At 59.5% G+C, this 14,840-nt stretch carries 14 protein-coding genes and 1 pseudogene; 12 read left to right on the top strand and 3 right to left on the bottom strand.

Features of this window, described 5'->3' with window-relative positions; genetic code table 11:
- The first annotated feature begins 59 nt into the window (after positions 1-59).
- The 5 genes from coxB (at position 60) to NKJ89_RS29010 (ending at position 5,367) form a co-directional block, all read left to right on the top strand.
- The gene (gene coxB, locus NKJ89_RS29030; protein WP_352607579.1) at positions 60-1,037 is read left to right on the top strand and encodes a cytochrome c oxidase subunit II; all 978 of its coding nucleotides are present in this window, start codon (positions 60-62) and stop codon (positions 1,035-1,037) included.
- Positions 1,034-2,977 (top strand): cytochrome c oxidase subunit I, encoded by a 1,944-nt coding sequence (gene ctaD, locus NKJ89_RS29025; RefSeq protein ID WP_352607577.1) that lies wholly within the window; start codon positions 1,034-1,036, stop codon positions 2,975-2,977. Before coxB ends, ctaD begins: the two co-directional genes overlap by 4 nt.
- Positions 2,974-3,576 (top strand): cytochrome c oxidase subunit 3, encoded by a 603-nt coding sequence (locus NKJ89_RS29020; RefSeq protein WP_352607575.1) that lies wholly within the window; start codon positions 2,974-2,976, stop codon positions 3,574-3,576. Before ctaD ends, NKJ89_RS29020 begins: the two co-directional genes overlap by 4 nt.
- 1 nt (position 3,577) lies before the next feature.
- Positions 3,578-3,919 (top strand): hypothetical protein, encoded by a 342-nt coding sequence (locus NKJ89_RS29015; RefSeq protein WP_023758286.1) that lies wholly within the window; start codon positions 3,578-3,580, stop codon positions 3,917-3,919.
- Between the two features lie 239 nt (positions 3,920-4,158).
- Positions 4,159-5,367, top strand: coding sequence for a c-type cytochrome (locus NKJ89_RS29010; protein ID WP_352607573.1), 1,209 nt, complete (start codon positions 4,159-4,161; stop codon positions 5,365-5,367).
- A gap of 49 nt (positions 5,368-5,416) precedes the next feature.
- On the opposite strand, the gene NKJ89_RS29005 is transcribed toward NKJ89_RS29010, so the two are convergent.
- Together NKJ89_RS29005 and NKJ89_RS29000 are read right to left on the bottom strand one after the other, a co-directional pair.
- On the bottom strand, positions 5,417-5,833 hold the full coding sequence (locus NKJ89_RS29005) for a c-type cytochrome (RefSeq protein WP_352607571.1): 417 nt from the start codon (positions 5,831-5,833) through the stop codon (positions 5,417-5,419).
- Between the two features lie 202 nt (positions 5,834-6,035).
- Positions 6,036-6,401 (bottom strand): PRC-barrel domain-containing protein, encoded by a 366-nt coding sequence (locus tag NKJ89_RS29000; protein WP_023758279.1) that lies wholly within the window; start codon positions 6,399-6,401, stop codon positions 6,036-6,038.
- 645 nt (positions 6,402-7,046) lie between these two features.
- On the opposite strand from NKJ89_RS29000, the gene NKJ89_RS28995 reads away from it, so the two are divergent.
- From NKJ89_RS28995 to NKJ89_RS28970, 6 genes and pseudogenes are all read left to right on the top strand, one after another.
- A complete protein-coding gene (locus tag NKJ89_RS28995) occupies positions 7,047-7,175 on the top strand; it encodes a hypothetical protein (RefSeq protein WP_352607569.1) in 129 nt (42 codons plus the stop codon).
- 2,241 nt (positions 7,176-9,416) lie between these two features.
- Positions 9,417-9,913: pseudogene (locus NKJ89_RS28990) on the top strand (diguanylate cyclase domain-containing protein).
- 564 nt (positions 9,914-10,477) lie between these two features.
- The gene (locus NKJ89_RS35825) at positions 10,478-10,684 is read left to right on the top strand and encodes a cupin domain-containing protein (protein ID WP_502904173.1); all 207 of its coding nucleotides are present in this window, start codon (positions 10,478-10,480) and stop codon (positions 10,682-10,684) included.
- A gap of 499 nt (positions 10,685-11,183) precedes the next feature.
- Positions 11,184-11,597, top strand: coding sequence for an SRPBCC family protein (locus NKJ89_RS28980; protein WP_352607567.1), 414 nt, complete (start codon positions 11,184-11,186; stop codon positions 11,595-11,597).
- 316 nt (positions 11,598-11,913) lie between these two features.
- Positions 11,914-12,579, top strand: a complete 666-nt coding sequence (locus NKJ89_RS28975; RefSeq protein ID WP_352607565.1) for a hypothetical protein — start codon at positions 11,914-11,916, stop codon at positions 12,577-12,579.
- 61 nt (positions 12,580-12,640) lie between these two features.
- A complete protein-coding gene (locus NKJ89_RS28970) occupies positions 12,641-12,781 on the top strand; it encodes a hypothetical protein (RefSeq protein ID WP_352607563.1) in 141 nt (46 codons plus the stop codon).
- Positions 12,782-12,842: 61 nt separating this feature from the next.
- On the opposite strand, the gene NKJ89_RS28965 is transcribed toward NKJ89_RS28970, so the two are convergent.
- Positions 12,843-13,595 carry a Crp/Fnr family transcriptional regulator gene (locus NKJ89_RS28965; RefSeq protein ID WP_352607561.1) on the bottom strand — a complete coding sequence of 251 codons (753 nt, stop codon included), beginning with the start codon at positions 13,593-13,595 and terminating at the stop codon, positions 12,843-12,845.
- 502 nt (positions 13,596-14,097) lie between these two features.
- On the opposite strand from NKJ89_RS28965, the gene NKJ89_RS28960 reads away from it, so the two are divergent.
- On the top strand, positions 14,098-14,337 hold the full coding sequence (locus tag NKJ89_RS28960) for a hypothetical protein (RefSeq protein WP_352607559.1): 240 nt from the start codon (positions 14,098-14,100) through the stop codon (positions 14,335-14,337).
- The last annotated feature ends 503 nt before the right edge of the window (positions 14,338-14,840 follow it).

Raw genomic sequence — 14,840 nt, 5'->3', positions numbered from 1 at the left:
GAAGCTCGTTCGGCAATCACCTTGCAGGCATCGCGAACCCGGCCGGCACCGCCTCAATATTGGCCTTGACGGGATGCAGCGACTGGCAATCCGCGCTCCATGCGCGCGGTTCCAATGCCCGCAGCATTCTTGATCTCATCTGGTCCTTTGGCGCGGTTGCGACGACAACATGGCTGCTTGTCATGGCGGCAATGGCAATGGCGCTTTTCCACCGGCGCCGGGCGAGAGCAGGCCATTCGCCGCTGCGTATCGACAACCACCGGGAGCGCCGGTTCGGCCGCGCTGTCGTAGGCGCCACAGCGTCGACCGTGTTAATCTTGGCTGCGCTGACGTTAACGAGCTTCTTCGCGGGCCGATCCGTTGCCTCGCTGAGCGGGACAGAGACGCTCACCGTTCGCATCACCGGGCATCAATGGTGGTGGGAGATACGCTATCCCGGCGATAATCAATCGCGGATGATCGTCACGGCCAATGAAATCCATGTCCCTGTCGGCGAGCCCGTCAAGATCAAGCTCGATTCGCCGGACGTCATTCACAGCTTCTGGGTGCCAGGCCTCGCTGGCAAACGGGACCTCATCCCGGGCCGGCCGAGCGAACTCACCCTCATTGCCGATAAGCCCGGCGTCTACCGAGGCCAATGCGCCGAGTTCTGCGGCTACCAGCACGCCCATATGGCCATCACCGTCATCGCGGAAAGCCGCGAGGCGTTCGACATGTGGCGATCGAGGCAAGATGCCGCCGCAGCCGCGCCCGTCGGAGACGAAGAACGCCGCGGCCAGCAAGCCTTTCTTTCCACCGGCTGCGCGCTCTGCCACACTGTAAGGGGCACGCCGGCCAACGGAACCATTGGGCCTGACCTTACTCATCTCGCAAGCCGACGCGCATTGGCCGCCGATACGCTGGCGATGACACCCGGTGCGCTTGCCGCATGGATCGCCGATCCGCAGTCGACGAAACCCGGCGCCAAAATGCCGCGTATTGCGCTCAGCGCCGACGATCTCAACGCGGTCGCCACCTATCTTGGAAGCCTCGAATGAGCGGCATCGCGGGAAAGGCAGTCGGGCAAAAGCAGGAAAAGGGTCTAAAAGGTATACGCGACACCGGCCTCGAGGAGGCGCGGCTGCACGCCTTTCTGGCGCATGCCTGGCAGACACCGAAAGGTCTGTATGGCTGGCTGGTGACGGTCGACCACAAGCTGATCGGCCGGCGCTATATGGTAACAGCCTTTCTGTTCCTCGTCCTGGCGGGCCTGTCGGCGCTCGCCATGCGGTTTCAGCTCGCAACGCCCGAGGCCGGTCATATCGGCCCCGATTTCTACAACCAGCTCTTCACCATGCACGGCACGACGATGATGTTCTTGTTCGCCGTGCCGATAATGGAGGCGTTCGCGATCTACCTTGTGCCGCTGATGATCGGCACCCGCAACGTCGCGTTCCCGCGGCTCAATGCCTTCAGCTATTGGGTCTATCTTTCGGGTGGCCTGATGATCTGGATCGCCTTCGCATTCGACACGGGGGCGGATGCCGGCTGGTTCTCCTACGTGCCGGTCGCCGGGCCCGAATATGGAATCGGCAAGCGCCCCGACTTCTGGGCGCAGATGGTGACCTACACGGAAGTGTCGGCACTGGCGGTTGCCGTAGAGATCATCGCGACCGTGTTCAAGCAACGTGCACCGGGCATGACGCTCGATCGTATCCCGCTCTATGTCTGGTCGGTCCTGATCATGGCGTTCGTCATACTGTTCGCCATGCCCGCGGTGATGGTGTCAAGCACGATGCTGATCCTCGACCGGCTGGTCGGCACCAAATTTTTCGATCCCGCAGCCGGAGGCGATGTGCTGCTGTGGCAACACCTCTTCTGGTTCTTTGGACATCCTGAGGTCTACATCATCTTCATTCCGGCAACCGGCTTCGTCTCCGCGATCCTGCCCACCTTCGTCCGCCGACCAGTGTTCGGCTATCTTGGGATCGTGCTGTCACTGATAGCTATTGGCTTGCTTTCCTTTGGGCTGTGGGTGCATCACATGTTCGCCACCGGCCTGCCGCAGCTCGGCGAGAGTTTCTTCACCGCCTCCTCGATGATGATCGCCATTCCGAGCGGCATCCAGATCTTCTGCTGGATTGCGACGATCTGGGGTGGCCGGCCGATCTTCGCCACGCCCATGCTTTTCGTACTCGGCTTTATCTTCACCTTCGTGATCGGCGGCCTGACCGGGGTCATGGTCGCCTCGGTGCCGCTCGACCTGCAGGTGCACGATACCTATTTCGTGGTCGCGCATCTCCACTATGTGCTGATCGGCGGCGCCGTCTTCCCTTTGCTCGGCGCCGTTTATTACTGGTTTCCCAAGATCACCGGTCGCATGCTGTCCGAGAGGCTCGGCCGCTGGAATTTCTGGCTGGTCTTCCTCGGTTTCAATCTCACTTTCTTTCCCATGCACATTCTCGGCCTGCAGGGCATGCCGCGCCGCGTCTACACTTATCCGCCGGCAAGCGGCTGGGGCGAGATGAACCTGTTCATCAGCGTCTCGTCGCTGGTGGTGTTCGCCGCCTTTGCGCTTTTTTTCCTGAACGTCCTGCTCAGTCTTCGCGGCGGCAGCATTGCCGGAGACAATCCCTGGGGGGCGAGCACGCTGGAATGGGCGACGACATCGCCGCCGCCTTCCTACGACTTTTCGCGCCTGCCGGTCGTAACGCATAGGGAGCCGCTCTGGGGTGAGCCCGACACGCTTCCGGTCGTCGAGGGCTTGCGCGTCGATGCCCGCGAAGTGCTTGCCAGCACGGTCGCCGACGCGGTGCCGCAACTGCGCCAGCCATCGGCCGGCAATTCGATCTGGCCGCTGCTTTCGGCCATCGCGGTGGGCGGCGCGTTTCTCGGTTCGATCTACACGCCATGGGCCGTGGTGTGGGGTGCAATACCGGTCTCGATCAGCTTTATCTGCTGGTTCTGGCCGAAAGGCGAGCCGGAGGACGAGGAATGAGACACCGCCCGGTCGCCGACGTCAGCCATCTGCCGACATATGATTTCGGCGCCGCAAGCCCCATGTGGTGGGGCACCCTTGCCTTCATCGCTCTGGAAGCAACCGGTTTTGCCTTGGCGATCGGTACCTATTTCTATCTGGCCGTGCTGGCCAAGCATTGGCCGGTCGGCGCGCCGGCGCCCGATCTTTTGCCAGGCACGACGATATTGATCATGCTGCTTGCGAGCGTCGTGCCCAACCATCTGGTGGAGCTTTGGGCGCGGCGGCAGGATCTCACCAGGGTCCGCATCGGCATTGTGATCATGTCGATTGCCGGAATTCTTCCCCTGATCGTTCGCATCTGGGAATTTCCAGCGCTCCGGATCTCCTGGGACCAGAATGCCTACGGGTCGATTGTCTGGTTCCTGCTTGGTCTTCACACCTCACATCTTCTTACCGATGTCGGGGACACAATCGTGCTTGCGGCTCTCATGTTCACGCAAAAAGGCAAGGCCGGACGCCGTCTCAGCGACGTGTCGGACAACGCCTTCTACTGGGACTTCGTGGTCGTCTCGTGGGTCGTGCTCTATCTCATCATCTATTGGGTTCCGAGGATCTAAGATGCAGGCGATCCGCACCGGTATTTCCTGGGCAGGCCTGGCGGCCGGACCAACCGCGTGGGCGGTATCGCTGCAGCTCGATTATGCGATTGCGTACTGGCAATGCCACACCGGCTTTCGCCCCACCGCCTTGTTCTCCCTGATCGGTGTCGCCGTCGCGACGGCGGGCGTCCTGTTGTCGTGGCGCGCCGCCCATGACCGCAGGCACGGCACGAGCCCGCCCCTGAAGGCACGCACGCGTGCGTTTCTAGCCAGAACTTCGGTCGGCATCGGAACGCTGTTCATGCTCATCATGCTGGCGCAAATGGCGGCCGGACTGATCTTCACCGGGTGCGAATTGTGACCATGCGCAAGAGCTTGCGGTCGGCTATCTGTTGTCGGAAGGCTTCGCTTCGGCTTATCGCAATCCCTGCACCCTTGGGCCTCGTCTTTCAGATCATCACGGTCGCCTTGACATTGTTGGCTCCGTGCACACAGCTGCGGGCGGATGAAATCCAGAAAGGCGAGTATCTCGCCCGTGCCGCCGATTGCGTCGGCTGCCACACGTCCAACCCGAGCCGCCCGTTCGCCGGAGGCTACCGCGTGCCAACCCCCTTCGGCGATGTCTATTCGACCAACATCACACCGGACCTCGATACTGGCATCGGGCGCTATTCCGCCGACGAGTTCGTGCGGGCGGTTCGGGAAGGCGTCAGGCGCGACGGGGCCGATCTTTACCCGGCCATGCCCTTTGACAGCTTTGCCAGAATGACCCGCGAGGACGTGCTGGCGATCCGCGCCTATCTGCTCACGCAAGTGCCGATCGCCCAGCCCCGACCGAGCAATATCCTTCCCTTTCCATTCAACCAGCGTTGGGCGCTCGGGCTGTGGAAACTTGCGAATGTCCATGTCGGCGGCTTCGCGCCGGATCGGAGCCGAACCGAAGCTTGGAACAGGGGCAGCTACCTGGTCGAGGTCCTTGGCCACTGCGGCGCCTGTCACACACCGAGGAACACCACATTCGGCATGGATGAAGATCGCAAGCTTGCCGGCGGCACCGCTGGCATCTGGCAGGCTTTCAACATCACCAATGACAAGATCGCGGGCATTGGCAGCTGGAGCGACGAGGAACTGTTTCGATTTCTCAAGACTGGCGCCGTGCCTGGGAAAGCCTATGCGGGCGGTCCGATGGCCGAAACAGTCATGAACAGTCTGCAACACCTCTCGGATGACGATATTCGAGCCATGGTCACCTATCTAAGGGATGTGCCTGCCCAATCAGGCGAGGAGAAGCGGCCGCGTTTCGCATGGAGCAATCCGCCTGTTGCCACGGCCAATGACTCATCGAGGACCACGGCGCAGGGCAGCGGCAACTCGGCAGGCGCCGATCTTTATCGGTCGCTCTGCGCGGGATGCCATGGGGTGAATGGAGAGGGATCGGCGGACGGCTCGTATCCGTCGCTCACCCGCAACAGTGTGCTCGGCGCCGCTGCTCCCGAGAACGTCGTCATGACGATCCTAGCCGGCGTCAGGGCGGGCGACGTGGCCGGCCGCAAATCGATGGCGGCCTTTGGCGACTGGCTGGATGACAGCCAGGTGACGAGCCTTGCCAATTATGTGACCGCGCGGTTCGGAAATCCCGAAGTAAGCGTCACGGCAGCCGACGTGCGCCAGATGCGGGCGGGCTCGACAACAGAACAGACGGTCATGCTGCTGGCAGCCCAGGCTCTGGTGGCTGGTGGAGTGGGATTTCTGCTCATTTTCGCGTTCCTGCTCGCGAGGCGCCATGGAGCAGTTCCAAGACAAATGTGAAGCGGCTATCCGTCGGGAATGCGAGCGAGGAAGATGCACCCAGGCCGTTTCAGGTTCGTGCGTAGAGATAGGCGGTGATGTCGCGCGCCTCCTGCTCTGATAGGTTGGTGTTGGGCATGGCCGTCTTCGCATCGACGTCCCGCGCCCTGCTGATCCAGCGCATCATTGCATCTGGAGAGGTTCGCAAGACGGTGCCTGCCGCATATGTTCTTCGCGCAACGCCTCGCAAGGAGGGGCCGACCGTGCCTTGAGCACCGGGGACACCAGGAATTTCGTGGCATCCGCCGCAGCCATTGCGGATCATCGCCGGAATGCCACGCTCGGCATCGCCGCCGACCGCTTGCATGATCGTAGCCTCGCGCAGGCTCTCGCTATAGGTTGCCTGGACGACCCAGACCGCCAAGCCGAGGCCGACAGCCGCCGATAGGCCCTCCGCCCATAAGAGCGCCGATCTTGCTTGCCTCATGGACGCAGGCTGTCGACCCATGGATCCGCCGCCTTCTATTGCTGTCGCGAACATGCTGCCGGTTGTGCATCCACGGGAAGTGACCAGGCGCTCTCACGGAATATTGAAAGCGTCGCTGTCCAACTCAGCGACTGGAAGCTGTCGTTCCACGCTGCTTCGCGCGTCTTCCAACCGTCGACTGAGGGAATTGCTGGCATAAAGGTCAGTGCCAGTAGGGTTCGACCCTCCAATATCGATACGAAGCTTCGCGGGCCGGCCTTCCATCATCGACGGTGAGTTCATCGATCGAGTAGGCCGGCGCGGCCTTGAGCTGATCTGTGCTGAAAGAGACAACGTATCCGCCGCGGTCCGGATCATAATCCAAGAGGGACCATGGCACCGCGTGGTATCTTTCACCGATGCCCAGAAAACCGCCAAAGGAAATCACTGCGAACATGATGCCATTCGCGGTCTTTTCGAGCATCACATCATCGATCGTACCAATTTCCTCACCCGCCGTGTTGTAAACAGTTGTGCCAATCACGCGCGAGGCGCGGATGGCGTCGGTATGGCCACTCGGAGTTGGCATTTCTTGAGCTCCTCTCTGTCCAAATCGGATACCCACCAAACGGCCAGTCGGCGCTGATGTTCCCAAAAAACTGCCGGTGCTCTGTGGTCCGGACTCGACGGCGTGGCCGTCGCACAGCACGTCGTTACACGGCCGCGAAAACTCCACTAGCATTGTTGCACATCGTCGGCTCGCCAAGGGAACCGAGTGTCGCCGGCATGCCGGCGACTTCTCCGCCTCGCCGGACTCATGGCCGCGGTAGTGCCTGCCGATAACGGAATTCCTGGTCCTTGGTTCGAACCGTAGCGAGAGGCGACCAGGGTACCCGCACCAGGCCCGGCACAGCCGATGACGTGCATAGATACACCGGGCCATTTGCAGCGGGCGTCGATCGGGTCGTGCTGTGGAAATCTTGTCGCCATGAGCGATGAACCGAGGTGACTTGCCGAAGGAACAGCGGTCCCGCCTGCGTCAGCGCGGATCGAAAATCACGTCCGCGAGTTTGACGCGTGCGTGAAGCGTGCGCTTTACCAGACCGAAACAGCCATCGCCTTGGTTTTGCTTGGAACACCAAGAGCACGGCGACAGCATTTGCACGCGGCAACGGGAACCGGCCTAGACGCTCCACGTTTCGATTAATCGAAGTTCACCGGTAGGAATTCTGCGATGGCGGAGAATTTACCTCGCGACGATGAACAGCGCGGCACCAGAAAAGTCCTCAAGTGGGGTGTCGTGATCGCCGCCGTGCTTTTTATTGTGCTGCTGGCGATATTCGTCCTCGGCCCGCGTGTGTAGGCCTTCGAGCGGGTCTGCGAGCATGTCAGTCGCGGCAAGCGCGCCCCGTCTGGCACCCTCCCCCGGCCAAGGCAACCCTGCCCGCACCGAAGACGATCGCCACGGTTGAAAGTAGCAGCGCTGGAGGAGAGCCGCTCGATGGCCGGCAAGAATGTGTGGTGCAAGAACGCCCGCCACCCCATTCACGGCAGCGACGGGCCGCCCCAGCATCACGGGACTTGCAGGAGCGTTGGGGCCCCTGCCGTCAAGGAAACTATCAGAAATGTTCCGGATCTGGCCAGGCGAAGATCAGACCGGCCTTGACGATGGCACCCCCAACAGTTTGTACGATTTGTACCCAGCCCTGCATTGCCGATTCAGCACCCATATAATTTCGCGATTGTCCTCATGTTGCGGGGAGGCAATGCGATGGATAGCGAGATACCCAACTGCAAGGGTCATCCTTCGCTGAAGGCCAACGGATACGCCTGTATCTAGACAAGTTTGCCCGGCTGTAGGCGTGACGACCCGCGCATGACCGGCGGGCTAGTTCGTCGGTCAGGCCCGGCGCGTTGTTGGCATACCCTCTGTCAAAAGGGTGTGGGGCCGCATGGCCGGGCGGCGCGCTCGGGGCGCAAATCTGAAACCAGTTGGATTTGCGCTAAATTATCGCTAGCTAGTCTGATCACTTAAGATCATACTGCCGGCAACGATGGATGGCAGGCTACCGCCCACCCCCGCCCAACGGCCTGCCACTTGCCGGCGACGCCTTCCCCAAGACGAGCGCCGGCTTTTCATTCCCCTTTTCACGGCGCGTCGGCGGGAACTACCTTGTTGGCTGCCTTCCTCGCCTCGTCTGCAAGATTGCTGATGGCCACAGCGTCATCGGTGATGGCATTTGGAAGATATCCTGCTGTCCATTCATCGACAAAGTTGACTCCTCGCGTGCTCATCGACGCAGTTTTCTAGGGCTAAGTTCCTTCCTAAAATCCAGGGCTAAGTTCCTTCCCCAAAATCCTGCACCGTCGCATGAGCGAAGCTTATGCTCGCCGCGCAGGATCTTCACGCGTGCGGTGATGCCGGGCTCGACCCATTCCACCTCCGGAGTGACCTCCGCCGTGGGAACGCCAACCGGCGGCCCCGCCTTGTCCTTCTGCACACGGTTCCATAGCCGGTCCTTGATTGCGTTGGTTCCTGGCGATGACAGCCTTGCCAATGTACTTTCCGTCCCGTGCGAACAGCCCCTCGGTCCACTTGCCGGCCTGTCGCTTGACACCAATCAAATCAAACTCGGAGCTGTCCCAGCATTTGATTTTCAGCCAGGACTCGTCCTGATGTAACTGCATTGGTTCTGGGAATGGTCCCTGGATGTTCTGCAATTTTAGCCAATATTTGCTTAGCGAACCTGCGGGAGCGAGTATACTTTAGCAAAAACAATAAGGGATGACGCCGTAGATACGAATAATATCGTCCAGATTTCGGCGGGTCGGCGCGTGACCCTAAGAGCCGGGCGGAACATGCGATGAAAAGCCACCGGTCTGCAAACGCCACCCGTTTTCGCCGTTCACCGGCAAATCGAACGGTCCTTGGCGGCGTTCTGCGACGCGTAACCGGCAAGATCGGTGTGTCTGCGTGCGCCTAGCTGGTGCCGCCACGGAGGACAGAACTAGGAACGCCTCGCTTCAAAGCTCATGCCCGGATTCGGCGTGATGGACCACATGGGACCGGCATCTGGACGACGATCTGGACTTGGGCGCGGGCAGCTGCGGCCCAATCCCGATTTGCTAAACGTGATCTAAAGAAATGCCGCAATGCTAATGGCCGCTTCAACCGTCTATGGGAAACGTATGTCAGCTTTGCAAGCCTCAAAGGCTGTCCAAGACAGCGAACCGGCAGGGGAGGAAGCTGTCGACCCGTCCGATGAGCTGTTGCGGGAAAGAATTCGACTACTCGAGGCAGTCGTCGACAATTTTCCCGGAAGCATATCGCTCTTTGACGATGATCTGCGGATGGTCCTTTGCAATGAACAGCAAAAACCGATGCTGGATATCCGCCGGAGCTTTTTACTGATGGCTTTCCCAACATGGAGGATTTGTTCCGATTCAATGCCGAAAGGGGGAATACGGCCCAGGTCGCGCATAGGACCATGTCAGGTCGCGTAACGACCTATCTGGACGCTACCGAGCAACGGCGCGGCACGATAACCGTCCGTTGCCTGGATCTCGATCGTTTCCAACTGGTCAACGATAGTTTGGGCACTAGGTGGGAGATGCACTTCTAAGACAGGTCGCTGACCGATTGCGCGCGTCGGTTCGCGAGCACGACACGGTCGCCCATCTCGGCGGCGACGAGTTCGCCATTGTGCAGACCGATATCCATCGCGCGTCAGATGCTACGGTCCTGGCAGGTCGCTGGTGGCGGCAATGGAGGAGCCGTTCGAGGTCTGCGGACGTATGGTGTCGATCGGCACCGGCATCGGGATTTCCGTTGCACCCGACGATGGTCTGTCTTTGGACGAATTATCACGGAAAGCCGACCTCGCCCTTTACCGCAGCAAACATGGGCGGGCGCGGCGCATTCAGCTTTTATGCAAGCGACGCAGATTAGCGCTCGTGGGTCAGGTTGAATTCTTACCTGATCACAATAGATGCTTTCGCAGATCGCCTGTCTGGATGTTTCGCATGCCACCAGCAAGCCAAGGAAAAAGGAGTCAAAGCGCTGTGGCGATCCCATTTGGCGAAGTCAATATTGAGGCATAAGAACCGGGAAGCCTGTCGTTTTCCCGGCGCTTATTAAAAGCGCCTGCGCCGCTTGGAAAGCGTCCGCAAAAGGTCCTCTTCGTCCCTCGTCCCGTCTTCAAAAACCTGGAAGATTTCCGTGGCTAAGGATTCTCGCTGTTCGCGGTCTTTCTTAGCTAAGCGACGTTCAACGCATAACCGGTCAAATACCCGCTGGAGCATATCCAGATCAGCGGGCCAGTAGACACCACTGTCAACCGAGAATGACATTGCAGCCGCCTCGGACGCGGCTCGGCCACTGTCGCACAGAACGGGAAGGAGACGAAGAAAATTGCGGAACCATTTCATTGGCTATCAGTTGTCAGGGTAGCGGTCGATCCTTTGGGTGTAGCCGCTTCCAAGTCAGCCCGTCGCTTTCGCTCATTTGCTGCGACGGGCTTTCTATCATCAAGCTCGCCTACTACCGGGTTAGCCTAGCTGGCCTGTGACGCGCTAACGCCGTCGTCCGCAGGCCCGATGAGAAAAAGGGCGTCATGCTGCGTGGCCATCCTATGACTTTCTTGCTAACCGCGAAAACACGCGAGCATGTTCGACTGGACAATGCCGCCGGAGTTCGCCACCGGCCGACATGTCCACCGGGTACGGGAGGAGACCTTCTATCTTATCGAGGGTGAGTGTGAGTGGCATTTCGGCGACGAGACGATTCACGCAACGCCCGGAACGTTTCTGTTCATCCCGCCCGGAGTGCCGCACACACTGCGAATGTCAGCGAGAAACCGACTCGCGTGCTGATGACCGTTTCTCCACCCGGCCACGAGCATTATTTCACCCAAAGGCGCTTGCCGATCTGTGAGACCGCTACGACACCGACCAGCTCTCGACCCTGATGACACGATCGTAGATCGGGGGCCTCCATGGCGGCTGGCCCGAGCGCAGCACCGCAGGGTTGCTTATGAAGGATGTCGGCGGGTGCCAAAAACTTGACGCAGTGGTGCAGTCAAGTGCTGGTTCTTTCGGCTGGTTTTTGGCCCTTCTGACAATAGCAGATTCCTTGGCGCCCAAATCTCATGCCAGGATTGCCCGACGAACCGAACCGGCCCTCCGCTGAGGAGATAAGATTCGCTTGCCAAGACTGAGCGCACGGAGCGAGGCGCGGGCGCGTGGCTAATGGGACCGCCTGGGCCTCAGCCACCGCGATTGCCGCGCCTTCGATAGCAACCACATTGTCCATTCGATCGGTATGTTGCATTGGAAGCGACGGGCACGATGTTTGCCGGTGCATGGAGCCCAGATGTATGGCAGTCCCATGACATTGCTGGCAGACTGGCGCCAAGGCAAGAAGATGGTCGATATCACTGTCAGGTCTACGATGGCAGCCGCCGCGGACAGCATCGCGACGGTCATGTTCGATCCCAGCCGTGATCCGGAGTGGATCGGTGGGGTACAGCGTGTTGAGGTGATTGCGCTGCCACCCTATGGCATTGGCACGCGGGTCCGGCGGCACGGTGCCTTCATTGGCCGATCATTTGCATGGGTGACCGAGGTCACCGAGTTCGAACCAGGACGCTTGGTACGGATGAAGTATGTCTCCGGACCATTTGCCGGCGGAGTGGACTATTCTATCCTGCCGGTCGGCGAGGGATCCGAAGTCGTCATCCGCAACTATGGCAACGCAAACTTCTGGTTCCATTCATGGCGGCAATGATGAGAGCGTCGGTGCGGGCGGATCTCAGACGGCTCGAGCGCCTGGTCGCGTAGATCGGTCGCGCCAGTTGGAGCAATCGGCGCCGCACTAATGTGCCCTCTTTCGGTGACGCCAGGCCCTGACCACGCGCATCGCCCAGCACGCCAGAGAAACTGTTTGTGCCATTCGAGGTCACTGACAAGAGCTCGAGCGATTTTGTCGGACCGCCAAGCCACGCCCGGATAGCGCCGTGCTCACTCACATATGCGGATGAACAGGGGATAGACTTGACGCCACCTTCAGCTGCGGCTTTGATCGCGGAATTTGGGGGGAGAATATGGATCGAGCACTTCCAATATCCGCAGGAACTTGGAAAAAGCTCATCGATTGCAATCGCATTTCAGTTGACGCCGGATGGGCTTCATCTGGAGTTTTCGCGCCGGGCATCGGCCCCGAATACGATCCCTGCGGTAAGCTTGCACTGCTTTATGTTGGCAAGAGCGCAGGGCCGCTTGGTAAGTTGGTTGCCTGCAACCATGATCAGGCGGCAAGTGTTTTCGCGTCCACCAAGTGGATGGTTGAGAGGAGAAACAAATCTGCTTTTTGGCAGATGCTGGATTTGATTGATCCCAGTCGTCGCAAGGTCGCGTGGACGAACATTTGCAAAATGGACGAGATTGGCGGTTCCAGGCCACCGCCTGCGCATCGCTGGCGGGGAATTTCGGAACCTCATTTCACGGCATTGAAGGAGGAGATCGCGTCCCTCACCCCACGCGTCATTCTCTTTGCAACTTCGGGATATTGTGGCGACGCCGTTGCTTCCACGTTGGAGGACCTTGGCTATACAAGAAAGGCACTGAGATTTCGCGACGGCCATACCAAGTTAACTGCCACTTCCGAGGGCGCGTTCGCAATCGAGACGCGCCATCCTCAAGGCTGGCCCACGTCCGAGCGGGACCGTGTGGTCGATTTAACCAGGAAACTCCTGTTTCGCGGATATTGAGCCAGCATAAATCATCCGAGCTGATCGAGGTTGCGACAATCCCAGCATGTGGGGCGGCTGGATGCCGCTTCGCTATTCGGTGGCCGTTCGCAGCGTCGACGTGATCCGCCTGCTTTTGGCGACAGGCGCCGATCCGGCGTTCGAAACGCATCATCGATCGCTGCACGACTACGACAGAGAAAGCCGACATTGCTGGCTCTGAGGCCCGAGCGCCCGGTCGGAAGCGACGTCGATGTCGTAACCTGGCGTCGGCTTCTGCATCGCTAAAACATTAGGCGCCGTAAACCGACATGCCCTCTACGATCGATGTATTCGCTCTGGAATCCAGCGAGCTTCGTCAGGCCTGGTTGGTCGAGCACGCGAACATGGCCTTTGCGGAATTCGAGGACCTTACGCTCGCGCAGTTCCCGCAGCATTCGGTTGACGTGAATTGGCGTGAGGCCGAGAGCGTCCGCGAGATCGTGCTGGGTGAGAGGGCATTCATAGGTGTTACGGGTGACGGAGCCTATTCGTTCGAGGCGCGCCCTTAGCTCGAGGAACAGATGCGCCGTCCGTGCCAAGGCGCTGCGTCGGCCTACATTGGTGAGATGTTGAGCGATAACCGCTGCGTGGTGTACCAGCGTTTCGAGAATAAGGAAGAAAAGATGGGGCGACTTCATCGCAGCTGTGAAAAATGTCTCGGTGGAAGTCACCAAAACCGAGAGCTCGGTTTGAGCCATAAAAGTTTCAAGAGCGTTGCCCGGGATTGACTGAGGCAGAATGATATCGCCTCTCAGGGCGAAATCCAGAATTTGTCGCTGCCCGCCCGCGAGTTCATGAGAAATGCAGCCCCAGCCCGAGTCGACTATGAAGACGCGATCGCAGGCCTCGCCCTGACCGACGACAACCGTCTCCGCTGGATAGCACTTCGGCGTGAACTTCAACGCCCTGATAAGCGCCATGTCATCGTTGTTAAGTCCGACGTAGGATGGAATACTTTCGATTCCGAGAAACGACGGCTGTGAAATGTATGCCATGTACTACCCCCGCCCAAGAGCAACCTCGCAGCTACCCCAAAGGAATGTACATCAAATTTGATACGGTGAGTACCTGTCCAGGGACCCACTATTGGATGATGTGACGATCAGATTTTTCAGCGGATGACCCAGGACGTTGAGGAGAAATGACCACGCAGCGCTATGCTGTACACAGGTGCCACCGACTGACCGGGCTGCTTGGGTTATTTGATGCTGAAGTGCCGCTGCCGAAGATGCATCCACATCCAGGCGATGTTACAACTGCGTGAAAGCCAGAATGCAATCTTCAAAATTGCTTTTCGCCGACAAGCACCCCGCGGCGATGAGGAGCGGCGGCGTGCGCTGCCATACGTGACCGCACCAGCTCGTCTCATGGCTCGAGGCGCGGCGTTACCAGAGATGTTCGTCACAACGCTGGGATTCTTCGACCAGAGCAGCGCCACAGTGGCAAGCGGCCGGTGCGCAGCAGGCTGCTTCCAGATTGGGACCGGATTTAGACCATATGTCTGCGCTGATGCAGACGCCCAGCTTCTCAGACGTTCGCCAGGCGATTGTCTGTTACCTGATCGACAACATTGATAGCCCGAGCATTTCGGTATCGGAGGTCAGTCTCACCGTGAGGAGAATGCTTCCGCTTTGCGAACTCACGGACTGGGAACTTAGCGATCTCATTGCACAAAGTGCGATCGATGCGGGATTTGCGATCGAAGTCGACCCGCAGGACCCAGCTGTCGAGGCATAGCCTCTGTCGAGCCGTAGTGTCGTCGCAACTCTCGTCAATGGTGGACCGAGCTGCTTGCAGCAACGCTTTCATTGTCGACATGACAGAACGTGACCGTGACAGGTGTCGCAGCGAAGACGTATAGCTTGCATGGCGCGGCTTCAGGAGGGGGCTGGATCAACAGAACTGCTTCGCTCCTCGAAGCTGCAAAGAATAGCAATTCAGATATTGGCTGTCGGCAATAAACGCCAGGCCGCGGCAGGGAGCCGCCCACAGATCAGCCCGGTTACCTCTCGGAAGCGGGCGAAAAGTGGCTCTGGCTGCCAAAGCCGCAGGCGTGTGCCACTTAGGACAACGGAGTCTTGCCTGCTGCAACAAGCCGCTTGGCACGCTCGGTACGTCTCCGCAACAACTGGCGGTAGGGACCAAAGCCCCTTAGCAGGCTGTTGAAGAAGTGCTAGCGCAGGCGTTAGTGGCGTGATTCACTGCTCCCCGGAAGAATGGGGATTTGCGGATGCGCGGAT

This window comes from Mesorhizobium sp. M0047 (genome assembly GCF_040323315.1).
Classification (GTDB): Bacteria; Pseudomonadota; Alphaproteobacteria; order Rhizobiales; family Rhizobiaceae; genus Mesorhizobium.
This window is presented reverse-complemented; position numbering and strand designations above follow the sequence as displayed.

Excerpts from the sequence above, each read along its gene's own strand:
- ctaD (WP_352607577.1), top strand. The coding sequence starts at position 1,034 with ATGAGCGGCATCGCGGGAAAGGCAGTCGGGCAAAAGCAGGAAAAGGGT.
- NKJ89_RS29020 (WP_352607575.1), top strand. The coding sequence starts at position 2,974 with ATGAGACACCGCCCGGTCGCCGACGTCAGCCATCTGCCGACATATGAT.
- NKJ89_RS29015 (WP_023758286.1), top strand. The coding sequence starts at position 3,578 with ATGCAGGCGATCCGCACCGGTATTTCCTGGGCAGGCCTGGCGGCCGGA.
- NKJ89_RS29005 (WP_352607571.1), bottom strand. The coding sequence starts at position 5,833 with ATGAGGCAAGCAAGATCGGCGCTCTTATGGGCGGAGGGCCTATCGGCG.
- NKJ89_RS29000 (WP_023758279.1), bottom strand. The coding sequence starts at position 6,401 with ATGCCAACTCCGAGTGGCCATACCGACGCCATCCGCGCCTCGCGCGTG.
- NKJ89_RS28995 (WP_352607569.1), top strand. The coding sequence starts at position 7,047 with ATGGCGGAGAATTTACCTCGCGACGATGAACAGCGCGGCACCAGAAAA.
- NKJ89_RS35825 (WP_502904173.1), top strand. The coding sequence starts at position 10,478 with ATGTTCGACTGGACAATGCCGCCGGAGTTCGCCACCGGCCGACATGTC.
- NKJ89_RS28980 (WP_352607567.1), top strand. The coding sequence starts at position 11,184 with ATGTATGGCAGTCCCATGACATTGCTGGCAGACTGGCGCCAAGGCAAG.
- NKJ89_RS28975 (WP_352607565.1), top strand. The coding sequence starts at position 11,914 with ATGGATCGAGCACTTCCAATATCCGCAGGAACTTGGAAAAAGCTCATC.
- NKJ89_RS28970 (WP_352607563.1), top strand. The coding sequence starts at position 12,641 with ATGCCGCTTCGCTATTCGGTGGCCGTTCGCAGCGTCGACGTGATCCGC.
- NKJ89_RS28965 (WP_352607561.1), bottom strand. The coding sequence starts at position 13,595 with ATGGCATACATTTCACAGCCGTCGTTTCTCGGAATCGAAAGTATTCCA.
- NKJ89_RS28960 (WP_352607559.1), top strand. The coding sequence starts at position 14,098 with ATGTCTGCGCTGATGCAGACGCCCAGCTTCTCAGACGTTCGCCAGGCG.